At 65.6% G+C, this 25,423-nt stretch carries 25 protein-coding genes; 13 read left to right on the top strand and 12 right to left on the bottom strand.

Features of this window, described 5'->3' with window-relative positions:
- Window positions 1-103: 103 nt before the first annotated feature.
- Window positions 104-319 carry a hypothetical protein gene (locus H0A72_RS03875; protein WP_180153752.1) on the top strand — a complete coding sequence of 72 codons (216 nt, stop codon included), beginning with the start codon at window positions 104-106 and terminating at the stop codon, window positions 317-319.
- Window positions 320-416: 97 nt separating this feature from the next.
- On the opposite strand, the gene acnB is transcribed toward H0A72_RS03875, so the two are convergent.
- From acnB to H0A72_RS03835, 8 genes are all read right to left on the bottom strand, one after another.
- Window positions 417-3,002 carry a bifunctional aconitate hydratase 2/2-methylisocitrate dehydratase gene (gene acnB / locus H0A72_RS03870; protein ID WP_180153751.1) on the bottom strand — a complete coding sequence of 862 codons (2,586 nt, stop codon included), beginning with the start codon at window positions 3,000-3,002 and terminating at the stop codon, window positions 417-419.
- 127 nt (window positions 3,003-3,129) lie between these two features.
- Window positions 3,130-3,405: a GNAT family N-acetyltransferase gene (locus tag H0A72_RS03865; RefSeq protein WP_180153750.1), complete on the bottom strand. Its 276-nt coding sequence runs from the start codon at window positions 3,403-3,405 to the stop codon at window positions 3,130-3,132.
- Between the two features lie 7 nt (window positions 3,406-3,412).
- A complete protein-coding gene (locus tag H0A72_RS03860) occupies window positions 3,413-3,808 on the bottom strand; it encodes a hypothetical protein (RefSeq protein WP_180153749.1) in 396 nt (131 codons plus the stop codon).
- Window positions 3,809-3,819: 11 nt separating this feature from the next.
- A complete protein-coding gene (gene prpF, locus H0A72_RS03855) occupies window positions 3,820-5,010 on the bottom strand; it encodes a 2-methylaconitate cis-trans isomerase PrpF (protein ID WP_180153748.1) in 1,191 nt (396 codons plus the stop codon).
- Window positions 5,011-5,025: 15 nt separating this feature from the next.
- Complete coding sequence (gene acnD / locus H0A72_RS03850; protein ID WP_180153747.1) at window positions 5,026-7,620, bottom strand: Fe/S-dependent 2-methylisocitrate dehydratase AcnD; 2,595 nt, start codon at window positions 7,618-7,620, stop codon at window positions 5,026-5,028.
- Window positions 7,621-7,643: 23 nt separating this feature from the next.
- Complete coding sequence (gene prpC, locus H0A72_RS03845) at window positions 7,644-8,849, bottom strand: bifunctional 2-methylcitrate synthase/citrate synthase (RefSeq protein WP_180153746.1); 1,206 nt, start codon at window positions 8,847-8,849, stop codon at window positions 7,644-7,646.
- 24 nt (window positions 8,850-8,873) lie between these two features.
- Window positions 8,874-9,767, bottom strand: coding sequence for a methylisocitrate lyase (prpB, locus tag H0A72_RS03840; RefSeq protein ID WP_180153745.1), 894 nt, complete (start codon window positions 9,765-9,767; stop codon window positions 8,874-8,876).
- Between the two features lie 70 nt (window positions 9,768-9,837).
- Entirely contained in the window at window positions 9,838-10,827 is a 990-nt protein-coding gene (locus tag H0A72_RS03835) for a malate dehydrogenase (protein WP_180153744.1), read from the bottom strand.
- A 324-nt stretch (window positions 10,828-11,151) separates the two neighbouring features.
- Here H0A72_RS03835 and H0A72_RS03830 point away from each other — a divergent pair, with 324 nt between their 5' ends.
- The 12 genes from H0A72_RS03830 (at window position 11,152) to H0A72_RS03775 (ending at window position 22,006) form a co-directional block, all read left to right on the top strand.
- On the top strand, window positions 11,152-11,922 hold the full coding sequence (locus H0A72_RS03830; RefSeq protein WP_180153743.1) for a GntR family transcriptional regulator: 771 nt from the start codon (window positions 11,152-11,154) through the stop codon (window positions 11,920-11,922).
- A gap of 95 nt (window positions 11,923-12,017) precedes the next feature.
- The gene (gene sdhC, locus H0A72_RS03825) at window positions 12,018-12,431 is read left to right on the top strand and encodes a succinate dehydrogenase, cytochrome b556 subunit (protein WP_180153742.1); all 414 of its coding nucleotides are present in this window, start codon (window positions 12,018-12,020) and stop codon (window positions 12,429-12,431) included.
- Complete coding sequence (gene sdhD / locus H0A72_RS03820) at window positions 12,431-12,814, top strand: succinate dehydrogenase, hydrophobic membrane anchor protein (RefSeq protein WP_180153741.1); 384 nt, start codon at window positions 12,431-12,433, stop codon at window positions 12,812-12,814. The genes sdhC and sdhD overlap by 1 nt, the downstream gene beginning before the upstream one ends.
- A 3-nt stretch (window positions 12,815-12,817) precedes the next feature.
- Window positions 12,818-14,593 carry a succinate dehydrogenase flavoprotein subunit gene (gene sdhA, locus H0A72_RS03815; RefSeq protein ID WP_180153740.1) on the top strand — a complete coding sequence of 592 codons (1,776 nt, stop codon included), beginning with the start codon at window positions 12,818-12,820 and terminating at the stop codon, window positions 14,591-14,593.
- Between the two features lie 13 nt (window positions 14,594-14,606).
- Entirely contained in the window at window positions 14,607-15,323 is a 717-nt protein-coding gene (locus tag H0A72_RS03810; protein WP_180153739.1) for a succinate dehydrogenase iron-sulfur subunit, read from the top strand.
- 10 nt (window positions 15,324-15,333) lie between these two features.
- Window positions 15,334-15,594 (top strand): FAD assembly factor SdhE, encoded by a 261-nt coding sequence (locus H0A72_RS03805; protein ID WP_180153738.1) that lies wholly within the window; start codon window positions 15,334-15,336, stop codon window positions 15,592-15,594.
- 18 nt (window positions 15,595-15,612) lie between these two features.
- Window positions 15,613-16,920: a citrate synthase gene (gene gltA / locus H0A72_RS03800; RefSeq protein ID WP_180153737.1), complete on the top strand. Its 1,308-nt coding sequence runs from the start codon at window positions 15,613-15,615 to the stop codon at window positions 16,918-16,920.
- A 178-nt stretch (window positions 16,921-17,098) separates the two neighbouring features.
- The gene (locus H0A72_RS03795; protein WP_246436764.1) at window positions 17,099-18,706 is read left to right on the top strand and encodes an MFS transporter; all 1,608 of its coding nucleotides are present in this window, start codon (window positions 17,099-17,101) and stop codon (window positions 18,704-18,706) included.
- Window positions 18,703-19,125 carry a MarR family winged helix-turn-helix transcriptional regulator gene (locus tag H0A72_RS03790; RefSeq protein WP_180153736.1) on the top strand — a complete coding sequence of 141 codons (423 nt, stop codon included), beginning with the start codon at window positions 18,703-18,705 and terminating at the stop codon, window positions 19,123-19,125. The genes H0A72_RS03795 and H0A72_RS03790 overlap by 4 nt, the downstream gene beginning before the upstream one ends.
- Window positions 19,126-19,183: 58 nt before the next feature.
- Entirely contained in the window at window positions 19,184-20,470 is a 1,287-nt protein-coding gene (eno, locus tag H0A72_RS03785) for a phosphopyruvate hydratase (protein WP_180153735.1), read from the top strand.
- 45 nt (window positions 20,471-20,515) lie between these two features.
- A complete protein-coding gene (gene ftsB, locus H0A72_RS03780) occupies window positions 20,516-20,878 on the top strand; it encodes a cell division protein FtsB (RefSeq protein ID WP_180153734.1) in 363 nt (120 codons plus the stop codon).
- Between the two features lie 90 nt (window positions 20,879-20,968).
- Complete coding sequence (locus H0A72_RS03775; RefSeq protein WP_180153733.1) at window positions 20,969-22,006, top strand: TadE/TadG family type IV pilus assembly protein; 1,038 nt, start codon at window positions 20,969-20,971, stop codon at window positions 22,004-22,006.
- A gap of 56 nt (window positions 22,007-22,062) precedes the next feature.
- Here H0A72_RS03775 and hslO read toward each other — a convergent pair whose 3' ends face one another.
- From hslO to H0A72_RS03755, 4 genes are all read right to left on the bottom strand, one after another.
- Window positions 22,063-22,986: an Hsp33 family molecular chaperone HslO gene (gene hslO / locus H0A72_RS03770; protein ID WP_180153732.1), complete on the bottom strand. Its 924-nt coding sequence runs from the start codon at window positions 22,984-22,986 to the stop codon at window positions 22,063-22,065.
- Between the two features lie 58 nt (window positions 22,987-23,044).
- Window positions 23,045-24,376 (bottom strand): AMP-binding protein, encoded by a 1,332-nt coding sequence (locus H0A72_RS03765; protein WP_180153731.1) that lies wholly within the window; start codon window positions 24,374-24,376, stop codon window positions 23,045-23,047.
- Window positions 24,377-24,483: 107 nt separating this feature from the next.
- Window positions 24,484-25,002: an RDD family protein gene (locus H0A72_RS03760; RefSeq protein ID WP_180153730.1), complete on the bottom strand. Its 519-nt coding sequence runs from the start codon at window positions 25,000-25,002 to the stop codon at window positions 24,484-24,486.
- A gap of 148 nt (window positions 25,003-25,150) precedes the next feature.
- Complete coding sequence (locus tag H0A72_RS03755) at window positions 25,151-25,336, bottom strand: hypothetical protein (protein ID WP_180153543.1); 186 nt, start codon at window positions 25,334-25,336, stop codon at window positions 25,151-25,153.
- Between the last annotated feature and the right edge of the window lie 87 nt (window positions 25,337-25,423).

Here is a 25,423-nt window from a genome sequence, read left to right as displayed (position 1 = left end):
GCCTTGTCGCAAGCCCTGAGCAATGCCTTCCTGACGGCCTTCCCAGAAGCCTTCTTGGCGCCCCTCCTGACGGCCTTCTTGAAACCCTTCTGCGCGCCCTTCCTTGCGCCCCTCCAGGATCCCCTGGGGCTTCGTTGTCGATGCCGGGGTGTACCTGGGCAAGCCCAAGACTTCCTTCGACGTCAGCGACTCGGTGCGCGCCAAGCTGGGCCCCGATGCCCAGCAAGCCATCGACAAGCAATACGACGACATCCACGACAAGGCCAAGAAGCTGCGCGTGTTCCCCAGCCTTTACGTAGGCGTCAGCTATAGCTTCTGATTCCCGGCCCCGGGCGCGGGAGTGCAATCGGCCCATGGGCATGCCACGCAACAAAAATCCCGGCGCTGCCGGGATTCTTGTTGCTGCGAAGGAAGGGTCAGACGCCGACGGAGTCCGCGATTTCCTTGTATTCCTCGATCTGGTCGAAGTTCAGGTACTGATAGATTTGATCGCCGCTCTGGTTGATGACGCCCATGTCGGCCATGTATTCCTCGCGGGTGGGGATGCGGCCCAGCCGTGAGCAGATGGCCGCCAGCTCGGCGGAACCCAGGTACACATTGGTGTTCTTGCCAAGGCGGTTGGGGAAGTTGCGGGTGCTGGTCGACATGACCGTCGCGCCTTCGCGGACCTGCGCCTGGTTGCCCATGCACAGCGAGCAGCCGGGCATTTCCGTGCGCGCGCCGGCGGTGCCGAACACGCCGTAGTGGCCTTCCTCGGTCAGCTGGCGGGCGTCCATCTTGGTGGGCGGCGCCACCCAGAGCTTGGCGGGAATGTCGCGCTTGCCTTCGAGCAGCTTGGACGCGGCGCGGAAGTGGCCGATGTTGGTCATGCAGCTGCCGATGAAGACTTCGTCGATCTTGACGCCGGCCACGTCGGACAGCGTCTTGACGTCGTCGGGGTCGTTCGGGCAGGCCACGATGGGTTCGTGGATGTCGGCCAGGTCGATTTCGATGACGGCCGCGTATTCGGCGTCGGCGTCCGGCTCCAGCAGCTTGGGATCGGCCAGCCAGGCTTCCATGGCCTTGATGCGGCGGGCCAGCGAGCGCTCGTCTTCGTAGCCGTTGGCGATCATCCACTTCAGCATCACGATGTTGCTGTTGATGTATTCGATGATGGGCTCTTTGTTCAAGCGCACCGTGCAGCCGGCCGCCGAGCGTTCGGCGGAGGCGTCGGACAGTTCGAAAGCCTGTTCGACCTTGAGATCGGGCAGGCCTTCGATTTCAAGGATGCGGCCCGAGAACACGTTCTTCTTGCCCTGCTTTTCGACCGTGAGCAGGCCTTGCTTGATGGCGTACAGCGGGATGGCGTTGACCAGGTCGCGCAGGGTGACGCCGGGCTGCAGCTTGCCCTTGAAGCGCACCAGCACCGATTCGGGCATGTCGAGCGGCATGACGCCGGTGGCCGCGGCGAAGGCGACCAGGCCGGAGCCGGCGGGGAAGCTGATGCCGATGGGGAAGCGCGTGTGGGAATCCCCGCCCGTGCCGACCGTGTCCGGCAGCAGCATGCGGTTGAGCCAGCTGTGGATCACGCCGTCGCCGGGGCGCAGCGAGATGCCGCCGCGTGTGCTGATGAACTCAGGCAGCGTGTGGTGGGTCTTGACGTCCACGGGCTTGGGATAGGCGGCCGTGTGGCAGAACGACTGCATGACCAGGTCGGCCGAGAAGCCCAGGCAGGCCAGGTCTTTGAGTTCGTCGCGCGTCATGGGGCCGGTGGTGTCCTGGCTGCCCACGGAGGTCATGCGCGGTTCGCAGTAGGTGCCCGGGCGCACGCCCTTGCCTTCGGGCAGGCCGCAGGCGCGGCCGACCATCTTCTGGGCCAGGGTGTAGCCCTTGCCCGAGTCGGCGGGGTTCTGCGGCAGGCGGAACTGCGTGGAGGGCGGCAGCCCCAGCGCTTCGCGCGCCTTGGCCGTGAGGCCGCGGCCGATGATCAGCGGGATGCGGCCGCCGGCGCGGGCTTCGTCGAACAGCACGTCGGACTTGACCTGGAATTCGGCGATGACCTTGCCGTCTTTCAGGGCCTTGCCTTCGTAGGGGCGCAGTTCGATGACGTCGCCCATGTCCATTTGCGAGACGTCGAGCTCGATGGGCAGGGCGCCGGCGTCTTCCATGGTGTTGTAGAAGATGGGGGCGATCTTGCCGCCCAGGCAGACGCCGCCGAAGCGCTTGTTGGGCACGTAGGGGATGTCTTCGCCGGTGTGCCAGAGCACCGAATTGGTGGCGGACTTGCGCGAGGAGCCGGTGCCGACCACGTCGCCGACGTAGGCCACCAGATGGCCTTTTTCCTTCAGGCGCTCGATGAACTTGATGGGGCCGATCTTGCCGGGCTCGTCGGGTTCGATGCCCTCGCGCGGGTTCTTGAGCATGGCCAGCGCGTGCAGGGGGATGTCGGGGCGGCTCCAGGCGTCGGGCGCGGGCGAGAGGTCGTCGGTGTTGGTTTCGCCGGTGACCTTGAACACCGTCAGCACCATGCTGGCGGGCACTTCGGGGCGGCTGGTGAACCATTCGGCGTCGGCCCAGCTTTGCAGGATGGCCCGCGCGTTGGCGTTGCCCTTGTCGGACTTTTCCTTGATGTCGTGGAAGGCGTCGAAGACGAGCAGCGTGTTCTTGAGGGCGTCGGCCGCGACGGGGCCCAGTTCCGCGTCGTCCAGCAGTTCGATCAGGGGGCCGATGTTGTAGCCGCCCAGCATGGTGCCGAGCAGCTCGGTGGCGCGCTTGCGGTCGATGAGGACACAGGTTTCCTTGCCGTGGGCGACGGCGGCCAGGTAGGAGGCCTTGACCTTGGCGGCGTCGTCGACGCCGGCGGGGACCCGGTGGGTGAGCAATTCGAGCAGGAAGGCTTCCTCGCCCGCGGGCGGCGCCTTGATCAGTTCGATGAGATCGGCCGTTTGCTGCGCGGACAGCGGAAGGGGAGGGATGCCGGACGCAGCGCGCTCGGCAACGTGTTGGCGATAGGTATCCAGCATTTTGCTTGCCCTTGGGTCTAGTTTGGGTAAAGAGGAGTGTATGGCTCCATTGTAGTCGGGAGCGCTCTCGGAGGCAAATGTCTTATATCTTATATAAGACTTAAATCAGACAATCAGAAACCGGGCATCAGGCCAGCAGGTCCTGGTATTTTTCATGCCTGCCGATGTAGGCGGCGGCGTAGGAGCAGACGGGGCGCACCAGCCATCCGTTCGCGCGGGCCGTGTCCAGCGCCGCCCGGGTCAGGTCGCCGGCGATCCCGCGCCCGCCCACGGACTCCGGCACGCCGGTGTGGGTGATGGTCATCACGCCGTTTTGCAGTTCGTAGTCCAGCACGCTCAGTGTGCCGTCTTCCTGCCATTCGAAGCGCCGTTCGGCGGTATTGTGCTGTATTGCGCGGCTCATGAAGGCATTACTCCAGGGTGATCAACACGATGATCCACAAGACCACCATGGCCGCGAGCCCGACGAAGCAGCCCGCCCACAGGCCGACGAGCGGCCACTTGATGCGGGTGGGGACGTCGGCCGGCCGCACGTGGCGCAGCAGATGATTGGCCTGGCCGGCGATCCAGAAACCGCTTTTCGGGAAAGCCAGGCGCAGGAAATAGTCCAGCAAGATGGCGGCCTTGATGGAAAGCGGATAGCGTTCCCAGGGCCGCTGGTCCAGATAGGGGTGCCGCAGCGCCTGGTTGGTTTCGCGCAGCCGGAACAGCACCAGCACGGCCAGCGAAACGATGGAGGCCAGCGCGCAGGCCACCAGCAGCGTGAAGGAGAAGGGCAGGGCGTAAAACAGAAAGGCGTCGAACATGGGCGGCATTCCTAGAACGACCCGCCCGGCACCCGCACCCATCCTTCCATCAGCACGCGGGCGCTGCGGCTCATGATGGCCTTGGTGACGACCCATTCGCCGTTCTCGAGCCGGGCCTCGGCGCCGACCCGCAGGGTGCCGGAAGGGTGGCCGAAACGCACGGACCGCCGTTCGCCGCCGCCGGCGGCCTGGTTGACCAGCGTGCCGGGAATCGCGGCCGCCGTGCCGATGGCCACCGCCGCCGTGCCCATCATGGCGTGGTGCAGCTTGCCCATGGACAGCGCCCGCACCAGCAGGTCGACGTCGCCCTGGGCGACTTGCTTGCCGCTGGAGGCGACGTAGCCGGCGGGCGGCGCCACGAACGCCACTTTGGGCGTGTGCTGGCGCTGGGCGGCCTCGCCGAGGTGCTGGATGAGGCCCATGCGCAGCGCGCCGTGCGCGCGGATGGCCTCGAACATGGCGAGCGCCTTGGCGTCGCCGTTGATGGCGTCCTGGAGTTCGGTGCCGTCGTAGCCGATGGCGGCCGCGTCGACGAAGATCGTGGGGATGCCGGCGTTGATCAGGGTGGCCTTCAGGCGGCCGACGCCGGGAACGTCCAGCTCGTCGACCAGGTTGCCGGTGGGGAACATGGACCCGCCGCCGCCGTCTTCATCGGCCGCCGGGTCCATGAATTCGACCTGGATCTCGGCGGCCGGAAAGGTGACGCCGTCCAGCTCGAAATCGCCGGTTTCCTGCACGGCGCCCTGCGTGACGGGCACGTGGGCGACGATGGTCTTGCCGATGTTCGCCTGCCAGATCCGGATGGTGGCGATGCCGTTTTCCGGGATGCGCGCGGCGTCGATCAGGCCATGGCTGATGGCGAAGGGGCCCACGGCGGCCGTCAGGTTGCCGCAATTGCCGCTCCAGTCGACGAAGGGCTGGTCGATGGACACCTGGCCGAAAAGGTAGTCGACGTCGTGGTCCGGCCGGCTGCTCTTGGCGATGATCACGGTCTTGCTGGTGCTGGACGTGGCCCCGCCCATGCCGTCGGTCTGCTTGCCGTAGGGGTCGGGGCTGCCGATCACCCTCAGCAGCAGGGCGTCGCGGGCCGGGCCCGGCGCCTGCGCGGCGGCCGGGAGGTCGGGCAGGTGGAAGAACACGCCTTTGCTCGTGCCGCCCCGCATGTAGGTGGCGGGGATCTTGATCTGCGGTAAGTGGGCCATGGATGCTCCTGTGCTTCAGACGGCGTTCGCCGATTCGAGGAAGTCCTGGGCGAAGCGCTGCAGCACGCCGCCCGCATCGTAGATGGAGACTTCCTCGGCGGTGTCCAGTCGACAGGTCACGGGGACCTCGACGCGTTCGCCGCTGCGGCGGTTGATGACCAGGGTGAGCGTGGCGCGCGGCGTGGGCTTGCCGATGACGTCGTAGGTCTCGGTGCCGTCCAGCGCCAGGGTCTTGCGGTCGGTGCCGGGCTGGAACTCCAGCGGCAGCACGCCCATGCCCACGAGGTTGGTGCGGTGGATGCGCTCGAAGCCCTCGGCCACGATGGCCTCCACCCCCGCCAGGCGCACGCCCTTGGCCGCCCAATCGCGCGAGGAGCCCTGGCCGTAGTCGGCGCCCGCCACGATGATCAGCGGCTGCTTGCGTTCCATGTAGGTTTCGATGGCCTCCCACATGCGCGCGACCTTGCCTTCGGGTTCGATGCGGGCCAGCGAGCCCTGCTTCACCCGGCCGTTCTCGCGCACCATCTCGTTCAGCAGCTTGGGGTTGGCGAAGGTGGCGCGCTGCGCCGTCAGGTGGTCGCCGCGGTGCGTGGCGTAGGAGTTGAAGTCCTCTTCGGGCAGGCCCATCCTGGCCAGGTATTCGCCCGCCGCGCTGTCGGGCAGGATGGCGTTCGAGGGCGAGAGGTGGTCGGTCGTGATGTTGTCGCCCAATATGGCCAGGGGGCGCATGCCCTTGAGCGCGCGTTCGCCGGCCAGCGCGCCTTCCCAGTAGGGCGGGCGGCGGATGTAGGTGCTCATGGGGCGCCAGTCGTAGAGCGGACTGATCGGCGCGCCGCCGCCCTTGGAGGGGGCGAACATGGGTTCGTAGACGCTGCGGAACTGTTCGGGCTTGACGCTGGCGGCGACGATGGCGTCGATTTCCTCGTCGGTGGGCCAGATGTCCTTCAGCGTGACGGGATTGCCCTGCCGGTCGGTGCCCAGGACGTCTTTCTCGATGTCGAAACGGATGGTGCCGGCGATGGCGTAGGCCACCACCAGGGGCGGCGAAGCCAGGAAGGCCTGCTTGGCATAGGGGTGGATGCGCCCGTCGAAGTTCCGGTTGCCGGACAGCACGGCGGTGGCGTACAGGTCGCGGTCGATGATTTCCTTCTGGATGGCGGGATCCAGCGCGCCGCTCATGCCGTTGCAGGTGGTGCAGGCGAAGCCGACGATGCCAAAGCCCAGGGCTTCGAGTTCCGGCAGCAGTCTGGCGTCTTCGAGGTAGAGCTGCACGGCCTTGGAGCCGGGCGCCAGGGAGGTCTTGACCCAGGGCTTGCGCGCCAGCCCGCGGGCGTTGGCGTTGCGCGCCAGCAATCCCGCGGCGATGACGTTGCGCGGGTTGCTGGTGTTGGTACAGCTGGTGATGGCGGCGATGATGACCGCGCCGTCGGGCATGAGCCCGGCTTCGTTCTGGACCTCGCCCGATATGCCGCGCGCGGCCAGTTCGCTGGTCGGCACCCGGCGATGCGGGTTGGACGGGCCGGCGATGTTGCGCACCACGGTGGAAAGATCGAACTTCAGCACGCGCTCGTATTCGGCCGTCTGCAGGCTGTCGGCCCACAGGCCCGCCGTTCTGGCGTAGGTTTCCACCAGCTTGACCTGTTCGTCGTCCCGCCCGGTGAGCTTCAGGTAGTCGATGGTCTGCCGGTCGATGTAGAACATGGCCGCCGTCGCGCCGTATTCGGGCGTCATGTTCGAGATGGTGGCGCGGTCGCCCAGCGTCAGGCGCGCCGCGCCTTCGCCGTAGAACTCCAGATAGGACGAAACGACTTTTTCGTTGCGCAGGAATTCGGTCAGGGCCAGCACCAGGTCGGTGGCGGTGACGCCCGGCCGCAGCCTGCCGGTGAGCTCCACGCCGATGATGTCGGGCAGCCGCATCCAGGAGGCGCGGCCCAGCATGACGCTTTCGGCTTCCAGGCCGCCCACGCCGACGGCGATGACGCCCAGCGCGTCGACGTGCGGCGTGTGGCTGTCGGTGCCGACCAGCGTGTCGGGGAAGGCCACGCCGTCGATGGCGTGGACCACGGGCGACATCCGCTCCAGGTTGATCTGGTGCATGATGCCGTTGCCGGGCGGAATGACGTCGACGTTCTCGAACGCCTTTTTGGTCCAGTCGATGAAATGGAAGCGGTCATCGTTGCGGCGGTCTTCGATGGCCCGGTTCTTGGCGAAGGCGTCCTTGTCGTAGCCCCCGTACTCCACCGCCAGGGAGTGGTCGACGATGAGCTGGGTGGGGACCACCGGGTTGACCTTGGCGGGGTCGCCGCCCTTGGCGGCGATGGCGTCGCGCAGGCCCGCCAGGTCGACCAGCGCCGTCTGGCCCAGGATGTCGTGGCACACCACCCGCGCCGGGAACCAGGGGAAGTCCAGTTCGCGCTTGCGCTCGATCAGCTGCCGCAGCGAATCGGCCAGTATGGCGGGCTCGCAGCGGCGCACCAGGTTCTCGGCCAGGACGCGCGACGTATAGGGCAGCTTGGCATAGGCGCCCGGCTGGATGGCGTCGACCGCCTCGCGGGCGTCGAAGTAGTCCAGACGGGTGCCGGGCAGGGGTTTGCGGTGTGCAGTGTTCATGGCATCCGGGAAAGAAAAAAAGATCAGCGCTTGGACAGCGGGACGAACTTCTGGTCTTCCGGGCCGACGTAGTTGGCGGTGGGCCGGATGATCTTGTTGTCGATGCGCTGCTCGATGATGTGCGCCGACCAGCCGGCCGTGCGCGCGATGACGAACAGCGGCGTGAACATGGCGGTGGGCACGCCCATCATGTGGTAGGACACGGCCGAGAACCAGTCCAGGTTGGGGAACATTTTCTTGGCGTCCCACATGACGGCTTCCAGCCGTTCGGCGATGTCGAACATCTTCATGCTGCCCTGCTTCTTGGACAGCTTGCGGGCGACTTCCTTGATGACCTTGTTGCGCGGGTCGGAGACCGTGTACACCGGATGCCCGAAGCCGATGACGACCTCCTTGTTCTCGACGCGGCGGCGGATGTCGGCCTCGGCCTGGTCGGGCGTGTCGTAGCGCTTCTGCACTTCGAAGGCGACCTCGTTGGCGCCGCCGTGCTTGGGCCCGCGCAAGGCGCCTATGCCCCCCGCGATGGCCGAGTACATGTCGGAGCCCGTGCCGGCGATGACGCGGCAGGCGAAGGTGGACGCATTGAACTCGTGCTCGGCGTACAGGATGAGCGAGGTGTGCATGGCGCGCACCCAGTCGTCGCTGGGCTTCTGGCCGTGCAGCAGGTGCAGGAAGTGGCCGCCTATGCTGTCGTCGTCGGTCTGGACGTCGATGTAGTGCCCGTTGTGGCTGTAGTGGTACCAGTACAGCAGGGCCGAGCCCAGATTGGCCATCAGGCGGTCGGCGATGTCGCGGGCGTCGGGGATGTTGTGGTCGTCTTTCTCGGGAAGGACGCAGCCCAGCACGGAAACCGCGGTCCGCATGACGTCCATGGGGTGGCTCGCGGCGGGCAGGGCCTCGAGCGCGGCCTGCAGCTGCGCGGGCAGGCCGCGCAAGCGGCGCAGCTTTTCCTTGTACGCGGCCAGCTCGGACTTGTTCGGCAGCTTGCCATGGACGAGCAGGTGCGCGACTTCCTCGAATTCGCAGGTGTCGGCGATGTCGAGGATGTCGTAGCCGCGGTAGTGCAGGTCGTTGCCGCTGCGGCCGACCGTGCACAGGGCGGTGTTGCCCGCCACCACGCCCGACAGCGCGACGGATTTCTTGGGCTTGGGCGCCGCCGCGCTCGCGGTCTGGCTCGCGTCGGTCTGGCTTGCTTCGGTCTTGCTTGCTTTTGGCGTGCGTGTGGCCATGTCTCTACTCCTGAAAAAGGTGGTTTACTTAGCCTTGCCTTGCTGGAACAGCGCGTCGAGCCGGGACTCGAATTCATGGTAGCCGATCCGGTCGTACAGCTCGTCCCGGGTTTGCATCAGGTCGACCACGTTCTTCTGGTGGCCGTCCCGGCGTATGGCCTGGTACACGGTTTCGGCGGCCTTGTTCATGGCGCGGAAAGCGGACAGCGGATAGAGCACCATGCCCACGCCCGCGCCGCCCAGTTCCTGGACCGAGAACAGGGGCGTCTTGCCGAATTCGGTGATGTTGGCGAGGATAGGCACGTTCAGGGCCTTGGTGAAGCGCTCGTAGGTGGCGAGGTCGTACGAGGCTTCCGGGAAGACGGCGTCGGCGCCCGCTGCCACGCAGGCGGCCGCGCGTTCCAGGGCGGCGTCCACGCCTTCCACGGCGATCGCGTCGGTGCGGGCGATGATGAAGAAGTCGCTGTCGGTGCGCGCGTCGGCCGCGGCCTTGACGCGGTCGACCATTTCGCCGGCCGTGACGATTTCCTTGCCCGGACGGTGGCCGCAGCGCTTGGCGCCGACCTGGTCCTCGATGTGGCAGGCGGCCGCGCCGAACTTGATCAGGCTTTTGATCGTGCGGGCGATGTTGAAGGCGGAGGGCCCGAAGCCGGTGTCGATGTCGACCACCAGGGGCACGTCGCAGACGTCGGTGATGCGGCGGATGTCGGTGAGGACGTCGTCGAGCGTATTGATGCCCAGGTCCGGCAGGCCGAGCGAGCCCGCCGCCACGCCGCCGCCCGACAGATAGATGGCGCGATACCCGGCGCGCTTGGCGAGCAGGGCGTGGTTGGCGTTGATGGCGCCGACGATTTGCAAGGGTTGTTCTTCTTTCAGGGCCTGGCGGAACAAGGCGCCGGGGGATGCGGGACGGGTCATGGGGGCTCCTGCTGGGTACGGGTCAAAAGCAAGGCCCTTTGGAGGGCCTTGCTTGCATGCGGCTGCTGGTTTACTTCAAAAGGTCCTTCACGCCGTCGCGCTCTTCCAGGAGCTCTTTCAGGGTGAAGTCCATGCGCTCGCGCGAGAAGGCGTCGATTTCCAGGCCTTCGACGCGCTTGTACTCGCCGTTTTCCGTGATGACGGGCACGCCGTAGAGGATGCCTTCGGGGATGCCGTAGGAGCCGTCGGAGGGCACGCCCATGGTGACCCACTTGCCGTTGGAGCCCAGCACCCAGTCGCGGACGTGGTCGATGGCCGCATTGGCGGCGGAGGCCGCCGACGACAGGCCGCGCGCTTCGATGATGGCGGCGCCGCGCTTGCCGACGGTCGGGATGAAGGTGTCGCGGTTCCAGGCGTCGTCGTTGATCAGGCCGGCCAGGCTTTCACCGCCGACCGTCGCGAAGCGGATGTCGGGGTACATGGTGGGGGAATGGTTGCCCCAGACGATGAGTTTCTCGATGTCGGCCACCGGCTTGCCCGACTTGGCGGCCAGCTGGGACAGGGCGCGGTTGTGGTCCAGGCGCAGCATGGCGGTGAAGTTCTTGGCGGGCAGGTCGGGCGCCGACTTCATGGCGATGTAGGCGTTGGTGTTGGCGGGGTTGCCGACCACCAGCACCTTCACGTTGCGGCTGGCGACGTCGTTCAGCGCCTTGCCCTGGGCCGTGAAGATCTGGGCGTTGACGTGCAGGAGATCCTTGCGTTCCATGCCGGGGCCGCGGGGGCGGGCGCCGACCAGCAGGGCGACGTCCGCATCCTTGAAGGCGTCGCGCGGGTCGCTGTGCGCCGTCATGCCGGCCAGCAGCGGGAAGGCGCAGTCGTCGAGCTCCATCATCACGCCCTTGAGCGCTTTTTGCGCTTTTTCGTCGGGGATTTCAAGCAGTTGCAGGATGACGGGCTGGTCTTTGCCCAGCATTTCGCCGGAGGCGATGCGAAACAGCAAGGCATAACCGATTTGGCCGGCTGCGCCGGTGACAGCGACACGCATGGCGGGTTTGGACATGAACAATCTCCAGGGTTTTGAATAAACGGATGGACACCGGATCCGGTGTCGTGTGAATAGCTACGACAAACAGTGTAATTCTCTTTTGACGCCTTTGCGCCGATGCGCGCGCGCCGCGTGGACGCGGCGCCGGCCCGTGTGGACCGCCCTGGGTTTGGCGCAGCCAAATGCCATGCGGACATAGCCGCAAAGAGTAGCGAAAAACGGCCTCGAAGTCAATTGTCTTATATCTTATATAAGACAGAAGAGTGTTAGACAGAAGCGCCCAAGCGTGCGAAAATGGGGGGTTTACGCGATTTACAGCCTGGCCATAACCCTACCGATATGTCTGATACCCCTTCAACTGATCGTGGCGCCCTGCCTGATCGTTCTGCCGGCAGCGCGGCGTTCAGCCCGTTGTACCAGCAGATCAAGGGGTTGCTCCTGCAGAGCCTGGACCGCGGCGAATGGAAGCCGGGCGAAGCCATACCCAGCGAGCTCGAACTGGCGGCGCGCTTCCAGGTCAGCCAGGGCACGGTGCGCAAGGCCATCGACGAACTCGCCGCCGAAAACCTGCTGATCCGGCGCCAGGGCAAGGGCACGTTCGTCGCCACCCACCACGAGGCCAAGGTCCGCTTCCGTTTCCTGCGCCTGACGCCCGACGACGGCAAGCCGGTGGCCTCGGGCAGCCGCATCCTGGACTGCCGCCGCGTCAAGGCGCCGGCCGACGTCGCCGCGCTGCTCGAACTGCGCAGCGCCGAAGCCGTCGTGAACCTGCGCCGCGTGCTGTCCTTCGACCAGGCCCCGACCATACTCGACGACATCTGGCTGCCCGGCGCCGTCTTCCGGGGCCTGACGGCGGAATCCCTGGCGCGCTACCGGGGGCCGCTGTACGCCCTGTTCGAGACCGAATTCGGGGTCAGCATGGTGCGCGCCGACGAAAAAATCAAGGCGGTGCCGGCCTCGCCGGAACAGGCCGAATTGTTGCAGGTTGAAACCGGAAGCGCGCTGCTGCAGGTCGAGCGCGTGTCCTTCACCTATGGCGATCGGCCCATGGAAGTGCGCAGGGGAGTCTATGTAACAGAACGCTTCCACTATCGAAACAGCTTGAATTAGCTCGGCTTTTCGCCGATTTGATACATGCGCATCAAATCGGCGAAAATGCGCGTAGCGCTTTGCAATAAATTATTTTGTTTTAACTCGAGGCCATCATGTCCGATTCAGCTTCAAAGCCGCGTCCGCAGTTTCGCAATATCAGCGTACCGCAGATCCTCAGCTACCGCCTGCCGCTCGCCGGCAAAACCTCCATTCTGCATCGCATCAGCGGCGCGCTACTGTTCCTCTGTCTGCCGCTGGTCATCGTGCCGCTGTTCGCGCTCAGCGTGACCTCGGCCGAAACCTACGCCGGCATACAGGCCTGGGTGTCGAATCCCTTGTGCAAGCTGGTGCTGCTGGCGCTCATCTGGGGCTATCTGCATCATTTCTGTGCCGGCATCCGCTATCTGGTCCTGGACCTGCACATCGGCATGGACAAGCACTCCGCCCAGAAGTCGGCCGGCATCGTGCTGGGGGTCAGCCTGGCTCTGACCGTGGTTTTTGGTCTTAAACTGTTTGGGGTGTGGTAATGTCGACTCAAGAGCGTATCGGTACCAAGCGTCTGGTTGTGGGCGCGCACTATGGCACGGTCGATTTCATCGTGCAGCGCGTCACCGCGATCATCATGGCCGTCTACACCATCGTGCTGCTGGTCGGCATCCTGTTCACGTCCGAAATCAACTTCGACAGCTGGCGCCGCCTGTTCACCTTCACGTGGGTGGGGCTTCCCGTGGGGCAGATGCTGGCTACGCTGGCCTTCTTCTCGCTGGTGTGGCATGCCTGGATCGGCGTCCGCGACATCTGGATGGACTACATCCACAGTGTCGGCCTGCGGCTCTTCCTCCAGGTACTGACCATCCTGTGGCTGGTGGCCACCGTCGTCTATTTCGCAAAAATTCTCTGGAGCTTATAAGCCGTGGCTGCTGTCAAAAATTCCATACCGCGCCGCCAGTTCGATGTGGTGGTCGTAGGCGCCGGCGGAGCCGGCATGCGTTGCTCGCTGCAACTCGCCCAGGCCGGCCTGTCGGTCGCCGTGCTGTCCAAAGTCTTCCCGACCCGCTCGCATACCGTGGCCGCCCAGGGCGGCGTCAGCGCATCGCTGGGCAACATGAGCGAAGACAACTGGTACTGGCACATGTATGACACCGTCAAGGGTTCCGACTGGCTGGGCGACCAGGACGCCATCGAATTCATGTGCCGCGAAGCGCCCAACGCCGTGTACGAGCTCGAACACTTCGGCATGCCCTTCGACCGCAACCCCGACGGCACCATCTACCAGCGTCCCTTTGGCGGCCACACCGCCAATTTCGGCGAAAAGCCCGTGCAGCGCGCCTGTGCCGCGGCCGACCGCACCGGCCATGCCATGCTGCACACGCTCTACCAGCGCAACGTCGCCGCCCGCACGCAATTCTTCGTCGAATGGATGGCGCTCGACCTGCTGCGCAACGAAGCCGGCGACGTCCTGGGCGTGACGGCCCTCGAAATGGAAACGGGCGAAATCTACGTCCTGGAAGCCAAGCAGACCGTGCTGGCCACCGGCGGGGCGGGCCGCATCTGGGCCGCGTCCACCAACGCCTTCATCAACACCGGCGACGGCCTGGGCATGGCCGCGCGCGCCGGCATTCCGCTGCAAGACATGGAATTCTGGCAATTCCACCCCACCGGCGTGGCCGGCGCGGGCGTGCTCATCACCGAGGGCGTGCGCGGCGAGGGCGGCATCCTGCTGAACAAGGACGGCGAGCGCTTCATGGAACGCTACGCCCCCACCCTGAAGGACCTGGCGCCGCGCGACTTCGTCTCGCGCTCCATGGACCAGGAAATCAAGGAAGGCCGCGGTTGCGGCGACGGCAGCTACGTGGTGCTCAAGCTCGACCACCTGGGCGCGGAAACCATCCAGAAGCGCCTGCCGTCCATCCGCGAAATCGCCATCAAGTTCGCCAACGTCGATCCCATCAAGGATCCGATCCCGGTCGTGCCCACCATCCACTACCAGATGGGCGGCGTCCCCACCAACGTGTACGGCCAGGTCATCAGCACCAAGGGCGGCGAAAGCAAGATCGTCAACGGGCTGTTCGCCATCGGCGAATGCGCGGCCACCTCGGTCCACGGCGCCAACCGCCTGGGCACGAACTCGCTGCTCGATCTCATCGTCTTCGGCCGTTCGGCGGGCAACTTCATCGTCAACGCCCACCCCGAACGCCAGCACGCGCACCAGCCCATTCCGGAATCGGCCATCGACTTCTCGCTCGACCGCGTCAATCGCCTGGAATCCCGTACTTCGGGCGAAAAGGCGCAAGACGTCGGCAACGCCATTCGCGTGGCCATGCAGCACCACTGCGGCGTATTCCGCACGCTGGACCTCCTCGCCAAGGGCGTGGACGCCATCGAAAGCATCGCGCCGCAAGTCGATCACATCTATTTCAAGGACAAGTCCAAGGTATTCAACACGGCCCGCATCGAGGCGCTGGAAATCTCCAACATGATCGAAGTCGCCCGCGCGACCACCAAGTCGGCGGCCAACCGCACCGAGAGCCGCGGCGCGCATGCGCTCAGCGACCACCCCGAGCGCGACGACGAGAACTGGCTGCGCCATACCTTGTGGTTCTCGGAAGGCAGCCGCCTCGAGTACAAGCCCGTGACCATGAAGCCTTTGACCGTAGAAAGCTTCCCGCCCAAAGCGCGGACTTTCTAAGCAGGATATCGAAATGACTCAAAAACGTATCGTCAAGTTTGAAATCTACCGCTACGACCCCGACAAGGACGAGCGTCCCTACATGCAGAAGCTCGAGGTCGAGCTCCAGCCGACCGACAAGATGCTGCTGGACGCCATCCTGCGCATCAAGAACGACGTCGACGACAGCCTGGCGATCCGCCGCTCCTGCCGCGAAGGCGTGTGCGGTTCCGACGCCATGAACATCAACGGCAAGAACGGCCTGGCCTGCACGACCAACCTGCTCGACCTGAAAGAGCCCATCGTCCTGCGGCCGCTGCCCGGCCTGCCCGTGGTGCGCGATCTCATCGTCGACATGACGCACTTCTTCAACCAATACCATTCGGTCAAGCCCTACCTGATCAACGACCAGCCGCCGCCCGAGAAAGAGCGCCTGCAGACCCCCGAGGCCCGCGAGGAGCTGGACGGCCTGTACGAATGCATTCTGTGCGCCTGCTGCTCGACGTCCTGCCCGTCCTTCTGGTGGAACCCCGACAAGTTCGTCGGCCCGGCCGGCCTGCTGCAGGCCTACCGCTTCATCGCCGACAGCCGCGACGAAGCCACGGGCGCGCGCCTGGACAACCTGGAAGATCCCTATCGCCTGTTCCGCTGCCACACCATCATGAACTGTACGGATGTCTGTCCCAAGGGGCTGAATCCGTCGCTCGCGATCGGCAAGATCAAGGAACTGCTGGTGCGCCGCACCGTATAGGATCCCGTGGATGAGAAAGCTGTCAGAACTGGAGCGTGCCCGCCTGCGTTGGCGTGCGCGGCGCGGGCTGCTCGAAAATGACCTGATCATCACCAGGTTCCTGGATCAATACGAAGCCGAATTAACCGACGTGGATGTTTCCGCCTTGTCTCTGCTGTTTGAAATGGGCGATAACGACTTGCTTGATGTTTTGCTGGCACGAAGCGAGCCCTCGGGCGTGTACGACACGCCCGACATTCGCAGGCTGGTCGCGCAAATGCGAAAGCTGTAATTTTTAAGGAAAATTGTGATGCAACTGTCAGATAAAAAAGCAACGCTATCGTTCTCGGACGGTAGCCCTTCGATCGAGTTCCCGGTGTACCAGGGGACCGTCGGTCCTGATGTCATCGATATCCGCAAGCTCTACGGCCAGAGCGGCATGTTCACCTACGACCCGGGCTTTCTGTCCACGGCGTCCTGCGAATCCGGCATCACTTACATCGATGGCGACAAGGGCGAGCTCCTTTATCGCGGCTATCCCATCGAGCAGCTCGCGCGCAAGTGCGACTTCCTGGATATCTGCTACCTGATCCTGAACGGCGAGCTGCCCAACCAGGCGCAGAAGGCCGAATTCGACTACACCATCACGCACCACACCATGGTGCACGACCAGATGCAGTATTTCCTGCGCGGCTTCCGCCGCGACGCGCATCCCATGGCCGTGCTGACCGGGCTGGTGGGCGCCATGTCCGCGTTCTATCACGACTCCACCGACATCACCAATCCGCATCACCGCCACGTGTCGGCGATGCGCCTGATCGCCAAGATGCCGACCATGGTCGCGATGGCGTACAAGTATTCGCAGGGCCAGCCGTTCATCTACCCGCAGAACAACCTGTCCTACACGGGCAACTTCCTGCGCATGATGTTCGCCACGCCTTGCGAGGAATACCAGGTCAATGAAGTCGTCGAGCGCGCGCTCGACCGCATCTTCATCCTGCATGCCGATCACGAACAGAACGCCTCCACCTCCACCGTCCGCCTTTGCGGCTCGTCGGGCACCAATCCCTTCGCGGCCATCGCGGCCGGCGTGGGCTGCCTGTGGGGCCCGGCGCACGGCGGCGCCAACGAGGCCTGCCTGCAGATGCTCGAAGACCTGCAAGCCAACGGCGGCATCGCCAAGGTCGGCGAGTTCATGGAAAAGGTCAAGGACAAGAATTCCGGCGTGCGCCTGATGGGCTTCGGCCATCGCGTCTACAAGAACTACGACCCGCGCGCCAAGCTCATGCAGGAGACCTGCAAGGAAGTCCTGTCCGCGCTCGGTCTGGAAAACGACCCGCTGTTCAAGCTCGCCATGGAACTGGAGCGCATCGCGCTCGAAGACCAGTATTTCGTCGACCGCAAGCTGTACCCCAACGTCGATTTCTACTCCGGCATCGTGCAACGCGCCATCGGCATCCCCACCTCGCTGTTCACCGCCATCTTCGCGCTGGCCCGCACGGTGGGCTGGATCGCCCAATGGAGCGAAATGCTGTCCGATCCCGACTACAAGATCGGCCGTCCCCGCCAGCTGTACTCGGGCGCGCAAACGCGCGACGTCCCCGACAACCGCGGCTGATTCCGGCCCGGGGCCGGGCCTCTTGCGGGGCCCGGCTTCCGGCGGGCTTGGCGCAGGCACTCTCCGGAGTGCCTGTTTTGCTGTCGGGGCCCGGCTTTGCGCCCGCCTCGCTTGATCGCCGGCCGCCGCTCGGATAAAATAATTGATCTATCAATGATTGATAGGTCCAAGGAATCACATGACGGCGGCGAAGCAGAATCCAGCAGACGGGGCAGGGCGCGTTCTTACGGTCAGGCAGTCCCTGCTCGCCATGCTGGGCATCTGTTTCGTGGTCATGATGGTCGCCATCGACCAGACCGTCGTCGGCACGGCGCTGCCCACCATCGCCGCCGAACTGAACGGCTTCGAATTCTACGCCTGGGTGGCCACGGCCTACCTGCTCATGTCGGTCATCACCATCCCCATCTTCGGCCGGCTGGGCGACTACTACGGCAGGAAGCCCTTCGTCATCGCCTCCATCGTCATCTTCACCTCCGCGTCCGCGCTTTGCGGCCTGGCCGACAGCATGCAGCAGGTCGTGCTGGCGCGGGCCTTGCAGGGCATCGGGGGCGGCATGCTCATCGGCACGGCCTTCGCCTCGGTCCCGGACTTGTTCCCCGACACGCACGCCCGGTTCCGCTGGCAGATACTGCTCAGCTCGGCGTTCGGGGTCGCCAATGCCTTCGGGCCCACGCTGGGCGGCTTCATGACCCAGCACCTGGGCTGGCGCGCCGTGTTCTTCATCAACGTCCCGCTCGGCCTGATGAGCCTGTATTGCGTGTGGCGCTTCCTGCCGCGCATACGGCAGATGCCGGGCCGGCCGGTGCGCCTGGACTGGCTGGGCGCCTTGCTGCTGGTCGGCGTGCTGACCGCAATGCAGCTCGCCGTGCAGCTGGCGCCGATGCGGGGCGCCGGCCTGGCCGCCCTCCTGATGGCGGCGGGCGTGCTGCTGCTCCTGCCCGCGCTGGTCTACTGGGAGCGCCGCAGCGAACAGCCGCTGCTGCCGCCCGACATGTTCCGCAACAAGGCGCTGACCGCCATGTTCGTGCTGGGGTTGTGCCTGGGCTTCGTCATGTTCGGCCTGCTGTTCTACATCCCCTTGCTGCTGCAAGGCGGTTTCGGCCTGGATCCGCAATCGGTCGGCCTGCTGATCACGCCCATGGTGGTGTGCATCACGGTGGGCAGCATCATCAACGGGCGCGTCGTCGTGCGCCTGTCCCGCCCCAACCACATGCTGTATGTGGGCTTCGTGCTGCTGGTCGCCGCCTGCCTGGGCTTCGTCCTGATGGACCGGCACACCTCGCGCTGGCTGATGCTGCTGTGGATGGTGCTGGCCGGCTCCGGCATGGGCTGCCTCATGCCCAACCTGACGGTGTTCGCCCAGGAAACCGCGGGGCGCACCTTGCTGGGGATCTCCACCGCGCTCATGCATTCGGTGCGCATGATAGGCGGGATGCTGGGCACCGCCATCATGGGCATGCTGGTGAACCATCATTATGCCTACGCCGTGCGGGCCCGCTTTGCGCGGGACGCGGGCACCGCCTGGCTCGCCGATCTGCAAGACCCGCAGGTCCTGATGAACAGCGCCACGCAGGCGCAGTTCTCCCTGCGCGCGCAGCAGCTGGGCCTGGCCGCCGACAACCTGATCGAACAGGCCAGGGAATCCCTGGTGGCGGCCGTGCACATGGGCCTGGCGTCGGCCCTGGTGGCGGCATGCCTGGGAATGGTCCTGGTCTACCGGGTGCCGGCCATACGGCTTGCCCAGCGGCAGTCCGCCGAGTCCGGCGCGCCGCTCGCCAAGACATGAACGAGATCCCGCAGCTCCGCGCCATACAGCAGCTGGGGCGGACCTACCGCGCGCTGATGGCCGCCTTCGAGGCCAGAATAGGCTTGTCCATGCCGCGCTGGCGCATACTGCTGAACCTGCACCAGTCGGGGGAGCGCTCGCAGAAGCAGCTGGCGCGCGACCTGCGCATGGATCCGGCCGCGCTCACGCGCCAGATCAAGACCATCGAGCAGGAAGGCTGGGTCGAGCGCCATACCGACGCGGCCGACAACCGGCTGACCAATGTCGCGCTCACCGCCGCCGGCCGCGCCCTGGTGGCGCGCACGCTGCCCCGGCGCACCGCCTTCGTCGAGACGGCCTTCGGCGACATGTCCATCGAGGAAATGAACGAGCTGAGCGCCTTGCTGCGCACGCTGGAAGAGCGTTTGCGCGAGGAATAAGCGGGTACAATCAAGCGTTTGCAAACCCACATACAACGTTCAAGCAGGACAATCAACCATGAGTGCAATTGTAGATATCATCGGGCGCGAAATTCTGGACTCGCGCGGCAACCCCACTGTTGAATGTGACGTATTGCTTGAATCGGGGGCGATGGGCCGCGCCGCGGTGCCGTCCGGCGCATCCACGGGTTCGCGCGAAGCCATCGAGCTTCGCGACGGCGATGCGTCCCGCTACCTGGGCAAGGGCGTGCTGCGCGCCGTCGAAAACCTCAACACCGAGATCTCCGAAGCGCTGATGGGGCTGGACGCCCAGGAACAGACTTTCGTCGACCGCACCCTGATCGACCTGGACGGCACGGAATCCAAGAGCCGGCTGGGCGCCAACGCCATGCTGGCCGCCAGCATGGCGGTCGCGCGTGCCGCGGCCGACGATTCCGGCTTGTCGCTGTACCGCTACTTCGGCGGCAGCGGGCCCATGCAGATGCCCGTCCCCATGATGAACGTGATCAACGGCGGCGCGCACGCGAACAACACGCTGGACATGCAGGAATTCATGATCCTGCCCATCGGCGCCACCAGCTTCCGGGAATCCCTGCGCATGGGCGCGGAAGTCTTCCACGCGCTCAAGAAGCTCATCAACAAGCAGGGCATGTCCACCGCGGTGGGCGACGAAGGCGGTTTCGCGCCCAACGTGGCCAACCACGAAGCGGCCATCCAGCTCATCCTGCAGGCCATATCCGAAGCCGGCTACGAAGCCGGTTCGCAGATCGCGCTGGGCCTGGACTGCGCCAGCTCTGAATTCTATCGCGACGGCAAATACCATCTCGCCGGCGAAGGCGGCGTGGCCCTGACGTCCCAGGACTTCACCAACCTGCTGGCCACCTGGTGCGACAAGTACCCCATCATCTCCATCGAAGACGGCATGGCCGAGAACGATTGGGAAGGCTGGAAGCTGCTGTCCGACCAGCTGGGCAAAAAGGTCCAGCTGGTGGGCGACGATCTTTTCGTGACCAACACCAAGATCCTCAAGCAGGGCATCGAACAGGGCATCGCCAACTCCATCCTCATCAAGATCAACCAGATCGGCACGCTGACCGAAACCTTCGCGGCCATCGAAATGGCGAAGCGCGCCGGCTACACCGCCGTCATTTCGCATCGCTCCGGCGAAACCGAAGACTCCACCATCGCCGACATCGCCGTCGCCACCAACGCCATGCAGATCAAGACCGGCTCGCTGTCGCGCTCCGACCGCATGGCGAAATACAACCAGCTGCTGCGCATCGAAGAAGAGCTGGCCGAAGTGGCGTCCTACCCCGGCCGCGACGCGTTCTACAATCTGCGCTAATCACAGCGGCAGCCCGGCCCCGGCCGGGTTTGCTTTCTGAGAAGCATGCGACTGCTCCTGATCATCCTGGTGTTGCTCACCGCCATCACCCAATATGCCTTGTGGTGGGGCAAGGGCGGGTGGCTGCGCGTGCAGGAGCTGGAAAGGAAGATCGCCACGCAGCAGGAAACCAACGAAGCCCTGATGGCGCGCAACAACGCCCTGCAGGCCGAGGTCCAGGACCTGAAGTCGGGAACCGCGGCCATCGAAGAACGCGCCCGCAGCGAGCTGGGCATGGTCAAGGACGGCGAGATCTACGTCCAGATCCTGGCGCCGAACGAAAAAGAACCCGAGATCAAGCCGCCGCCCAAGCGCGGGCCGGCGGCCAAGGCACCGGCCAAGCCCCGCCCGGCGCCCGAGCACCGGTGACGGCGGGGCCCTGGGGCCAGTCAGCGTCAAAAAAGTCCTGGGGCGGTATCCACAATCGACGCGCCGGTCTGGCGGGGGCACACTGCCTCCATGCCTGCCACACCGTCATCGCCATGCGCCCGCCACACCGGGGCCCGTTCCTCCAGGGCTCGTTCCGCCCCGCCGTCCGCACGCCTGCGCCGCGCCACGGCGGGCCGGGCGGCGGGCCCGGGCGCGCAGTCGGGCGCCGGCATCCTGGAATTCTCCATCGTGGCGATACCCGTGCTGCTGCTGGGCCTGGCCGCCATCGAATCGGCGCAATGGCTGTTCACGCGGCAAGCCGCGGGCCTCGCCCTGCTCGAAGCCGGCCGCGCGGGCATCACCCAGCACGCCAGCCCGCAAGCCATGATCACGGCCTTCGAACAGGCGCTCCTGCCTTTGCACGCCTCGCCGTCCCGCGCATCCGCGCAAAGCAGGCTGGAAGCCGCGCTGGCGCGGCGCGAGCACAGGCTGGGCGGCGCCCCCTGGCGCATAGAGATCCTGTCGCCCGGCGCGGACGCATACCGTGATTTCGCCGACCCGGCGCTGCCCGTCGCGCACCGGAGCGGCCGTTCCGCCATCAACAACGATTATCTGCACGAGCAGGACCTGCGGTACCGGGCCATGGGCTGGCCGCAGGGCCGCGGGCCGGCGTCGGGGGTGGACATCTTCCAGGCGAATACTCTTGCGCTGCGGCTGAGCTATCCGCACGAGCCGGCGGTGCCGGGGATGCGGGCGCTGCTTTCGATGCTGGGGAATGAGCGGGGCAGCTATCGGCAGCGGGTGATGGCGGCGGGTTACCTGCCCATCGTCAGGGAGATGTCGCTGGTGATGCAAAGCCATCCGGTCAGTTGGGCGATGCCGGAGAGCGGCAAGATCGTGGGGCCGGAACGGGTTGCGGTGGGGGCGGCTGGGGCGGCGGCGGAGTGTGCGGGGATCTGGTGTTTGCCGTCGTCGCCGTTATTGGGTGAAGCCGCGGGGGCGGCGGGGGAGCCTGCCGCGCCGGGTTGGCGGCCTTCGCGGCCCGGGGCGCCGGGAGAGGCGGGCGGGCTGCCGGATGCGCCGGATGAGGCGCCGGCGGGAGTGGGTGGCGAGTTGCCTGGTTGTTAGGGGTATTTTTTGGGGGGGGGGCGGCCAACGGCCTCCGGCCCCTTTCCACGGGAGTGTCAGTGAATGGACGGCTTGCCTTCGGACGAAGCGCTCGCGCCGTCCACGAACAGCTCGGCGCAGTCGACCGCGTCGAAATGGTAGGGCTTGCCGCAAAAATTGCACAGCACCTCGATCGATTCCCGCTCGCTGAGCAGATCCTCGATTTCCTCGCGCCCCAGCGTGCGCAGCATATTGCCCACCCGCTCCCGCGTGCACGGGCAATGCCAGCGGATCTCCTGCGGCTCATAGGCGATCAAGTCTTCCTGCCAGAACAGCCTGCGCACCAGCTCATCGATGCCCAGATCCAGCAGTTCGTCGTATTTCACCGTGGAGGCCAAGTGCGACACGCGTTGCCAGGTGTCGTCGGCCGCGGCGCCGTCGGGATGTTCGGCGCCGCCGTGCCTGGGCAGCCGCTGCAGCAGCAGGCCCGCGGAGCAGTGCCGGCTGGAGGCGAGCCAAAGGCGCGTATCGAGCTGCTCGGAATCGCGCATATAGCTTTCCAGGACCGCGGCGACGGTGTCGCCTTCGAGCGGGACCACGCCTTGATAGGGCTGCATATTGGTTTTTTCGCGGTCCGGGTCCAGGACCACGATGAACCTGCCGTTGCCATTGGCATTGAGCAGCGACTGCAGCGAGCCGTCTTCCGGGACGGCGTGGCCTTCGCGCAGGCTGACCGTGGCCCGAACGGACAGGTCGGTGGTGCATTCGACCACGACCAGGGCGACCGGGCCGTCTCCTTGCAGCTGCAAGACCAGGGAGCCGTCGAACTTGATGTTCGACGCCAGCAGGACGGCGGCCGAAACCAGTTCGCCCAGCAGCTTTTCGACGCTGGCGGGATAGTGCTGGTGGGCCAGGCCGGTTTGCCAGGCCTGGTCCAGCTTCACCGCCTGCACGCGCGTGCTGTGGTCGGCCAGCAGGTATTTTCTGAATAAATCGGTCATGGACAAATTTTAGCCCATATCCCGGCGCCGGTCCGGCCCGGCAGGGGACGGAGGGCCGCTATGGGTTGCGCTGCGGGTCGGGCTGCGCCCGCCGGTAATAGCCGTTTTCGTCGATGAAGGCGCGCATGCCGGTCAGGAACCAGTCGCCGCGGAAGCGCGCCTGGGCGGCGGCTTCGTTGCCCCAATAGCCCAGGAAGAGGGCGGGGTCGGGGTGGCCGTAGCGGTCGTGGCGGTTGAGCGCGATTTCGCCCCGTTTGCCGGGGGCGCAGGGCCGGCCCAGGCTGTCCAGCACGGCAAGCCGGTGGCCGGGATAGGGCTTACCCAGGCTGCCCGGGGCGAGCGGCCACTTGCGGTGGCTGTCGCCCAGGATGTAGCCGGCCTCGGTGCAGCTCAGGGTCTGGTTGGCGGGGCAGCCCAGGGATTTTTCGCACCAGGCATGCAGGGCGGGATCCGGGTCGGGCTCCTGCAGGGCGACGGCCCGCAAGGCCAGATGGTGTTGCCGGCGCGGCAACGGCGCGTATTCCATGATGGCGGACAGCATGGCGGCCGGCGCCAGGACGTTGGTGATCTGATAGCGTTCCAGGGCCTCCAGGGCGCGCTGGGCGGAAACATAGCCCGCCAGGCTGAGGACGGGCAGGCCGAAATAAAGCGCTGGCAGGAGCCCGAGCACCAGGCCGGGGTGGGTGCTCCATGTGCTCGGGGTCCAGAAGATGTCGCCTTTTTGCGGGAACCAGTTCTGCGACGCCACGAAACCCGGCAGGCTGCCGATGAGGGCGCCGTGCGGCAGCAGGGCGCCCAGCGGCGCGGCGCCCGGCGGGCCGTACATCAGCAGCGCCGGACCGAAAGGGCGGGTGGACAGCGGTTTCAGGTCGGGCAGCTGCCTGGCCAGCAGGGTGCGCCAGGGAATGACCGCCTCGTGGTCGAGGTCCAGCCCGACGATCTGCGCCAGCGCGGGCCGCCGGGCCTGCGCGCCGAGCAGGCCCGGCGCCGATTCCGCGTCGGTGATGGCCACGCGTATATCGGCGTCGTCCAGGCAGGCGGCCAGGTGGTCGTAGGGATAGCCGGACAGCGGCGTTGCGATCGCGCCTATGCTCAGGATGGCCAGGTGGGCGGCGGCGAGCTCGGGCCGCTGCTCCATGGTCACCGCCACCCGGTCGCCGGGCCGCACGCCCATTTTCAGCAGGCCGTTGGCCAGTTTGCCGCAGGAGTCGGCCAGCCTGGAGTACGTCCATACTTCGCGCTGCCCCAGTTCGTTTTCATGGTAGATCGCGATACGGCGCCCTTCGAACGGATTCTCTGCCCAGCGATGGACGCACGCCTGTGCGATATTGAACTGCGAGGGGACTAGCCACTGGTAAGACGAGTACAGCTCCGAGTATTGGTCGTTCATTATCGTTAGGCTTCAACTGGGCAAGTAAACGCGCGGGTTTATTCCATCCCGAAGCATGAACGACAAGGCGCGTATGCGCAACCCTAAGATTCAGAAAGCCAACAGCACTAGGGTTTCCCCGGGGTGGGGGCCACATTCACCAGGCGCGTGCCCGCCAGCCGGTCGTGCAGGAACTGCCGGTCGGGGTCGAACCAGGTCCATATGAACAGCGTGAACGGCGTGAAGACGATGAACAAATCGGTCGAGCCGTAGCCCGTGACGCGGGACGCGGCCAGGACCAGCAGCGCGCCCAGCAGCGGCAGCGGCCACATCAGCAGGTAGCGGGCCAGCAGCTTCGCCATGGCGGGCGGCTCGCCCCGGCGGTCGACCAGGCGGATGTTCCAGGTTTTCATGGGCAGCGTCTGGCCTCTTTTGCTCCATGAGGCCAGAAAATACACGCCGATGGCGACGAACAGGACGGCTTGCCGGCCGTGGCGGAACATCAGGGCGTTGCGGCTCTGGGTCAGGGTGTCGAACAGATAGCCGGCCAGGAACACGACCCCGAACAGCAGCACCCCTTCATACATCATGCAGGTGAATCGGCGCCAGCGGCTGGGCGTGGAAAATGTGGCGGATGCTGCGGGCATGAGGCGAAGGGCGGAAGTGGCAAGGACGGGTATTATCCCGCAAAATCCCGGGCAATAAAAAAGCCGCCATACCGATGGCGGCTAAAACGCGCGGGAGGGACCGCGCGGGTTGCTGAACCACGCAACCAAGGAGGAGACAATCTTTACATCAGCCGGCCGACTCGACGGCGCCTTGCACCGGAGTCTTGCCGCCGGCATGGCCGGCAAACAGTTTCGCAAGCAGCTTCTTGAGCGACACCAGCGGCTTGAAACGGAACTGGTCTTCGATGGCTTGCATCATCAGTTGACGTTCGAGTTCGTCTGTTAAGCGGGTGTCTGTGCCGACGGTGATCATGGTGGTGCCTTTTGCGTGAAGATGAACGTTTCGTTCAGGGTTAACCCTATTATAGGGGTAAACCCTAGACTGACGCAAGATTTACCT

It is taken from the genome of Parapusillimonas granuli, from assembly GCF_013416525.1.
Classification (GTDB): Bacteria; Pseudomonadota; Gammaproteobacteria; order Burkholderiales; family Burkholderiaceae_B; genus Parapusillimonas; species Parapusillimonas granuli.
This window is presented reverse-complemented; position numbering and strand designations above follow the sequence as displayed.

Bases quoted from the DNA above. Each gene is read 5' to 3' on its own strand.
- acnB (WP_180153751.1), bottom strand. From the start codon at position 3,002: ATGCTGGATACCTATCGCCAACACGTTGCCGAGCGCGCTGCGTCCGGC.
- H0A72_RS03865 (WP_180153750.1), bottom strand. From the start codon at position 3,405: ATGAGCCGCGCAATACAGCACAATACCGCCGAACGGCGCTTCGAATGG.
- H0A72_RS03860 (WP_180153749.1), bottom strand. From the start codon at position 3,808: ATGTTCGACGCCTTTCTGTTTTACGCCCTGCCCTTCTCCTTCACGCTG.
- prpF (WP_180153748.1), bottom strand. From the start codon at position 5,010: ATGGCCCACTTACCGCAGATCAAGATCCCCGCCACCTACATGCGGGGC.
- acnD (WP_180153747.1), bottom strand. From the start codon at position 7,620: ATGAACACTGCACACCGCAAACCCCTGCCCGGCACCCGTCTGGACTAC.
- prpC (WP_180153746.1), bottom strand. From the start codon at position 8,849: ATGGCCACACGCACGCCAAAAGCAAGCAAGACCGAAGCAAGCCAGACC.
- prpB (WP_180153745.1), bottom strand. From the start codon at position 9,767: ATGACCCGTCCCGCATCCCCCGGCGCCTTGTTCCGCCAGGCCCTGAAA.
- H0A72_RS03835 (WP_180153744.1), bottom strand. From the start codon at position 10,827: ATGTCCAAACCCGCCATGCGTGTCGCTGTCACCGGCGCAGCCGGCCAA.
- H0A72_RS03830 (WP_180153743.1), top strand. From the start codon at position 11,152: ATGTCTGATACCCCTTCAACTGATCGTGGCGCCCTGCCTGATCGTTCT.
- sdhC (WP_180153742.1), top strand. From the start codon at position 12,018: ATGTCCGATTCAGCTTCAAAGCCGCGTCCGCAGTTTCGCAATATCAGC.
- sdhD (WP_180153741.1), top strand. From the start codon at position 12,431: ATGTCGACTCAAGAGCGTATCGGTACCAAGCGTCTGGTTGTGGGCGCG.
- H0A72_RS03810 (WP_180153739.1), top strand. From the start codon at position 14,607: ATGACTCAAAAACGTATCGTCAAGTTTGAAATCTACCGCTACGACCCC.
- H0A72_RS03805 (WP_180153738.1), top strand. From the start codon at position 15,334: ATGAGAAAGCTGTCAGAACTGGAGCGTGCCCGCCTGCGTTGGCGTGCG.
- gltA (WP_180153737.1), top strand. From the start codon at position 15,613: ATGCAACTGTCAGATAAAAAAGCAACGCTATCGTTCTCGGACGGTAGC.
- H0A72_RS03795 (WP_246436764.1), top strand. From the start codon at position 17,099: ATGACGGCGGCGAAGCAGAATCCAGCAGACGGGGCAGGGCGCGTTCTT.
- H0A72_RS03790 (WP_180153736.1), top strand. From the start codon at position 18,703: ATGAACGAGATCCCGCAGCTCCGCGCCATACAGCAGCTGGGGCGGACC.
- eno (WP_180153735.1), top strand. From the start codon at position 19,184: ATGAGTGCAATTGTAGATATCATCGGGCGCGAAATTCTGGACTCGCGC.
- ftsB (WP_180153734.1), top strand. From the start codon at position 20,516: ATGCGACTGCTCCTGATCATCCTGGTGTTGCTCACCGCCATCACCCAA.
- H0A72_RS03775 (WP_180153733.1), top strand. From the start codon at position 20,969: ATGCCTGCCACACCGTCATCGCCATGCGCCCGCCACACCGGGGCCCGT.
- hslO (WP_180153732.1), bottom strand. From the start codon at position 22,986: ATGACCGATTTATTCAGAAAATACCTGCTGGCCGACCACAGCACGCGC.
- H0A72_RS03765 (WP_180153731.1), bottom strand. From the start codon at position 24,376: ATGAACGACCAATACTCGGAGCTGTACTCGTCTTACCAGTGGCTAGTC.
- H0A72_RS03760 (WP_180153730.1), bottom strand. From the start codon at position 25,002: ATGCCCGCAGCATCCGCCACATTTTCCACGCCCAGCCGCTGGCGCCGA.
- H0A72_RS03755 (WP_180153543.1), bottom strand. From the start codon at position 25,336: ATGATCACCGTCGGCACAGACACCCGCTTAACAGACGAACTCGAACGT.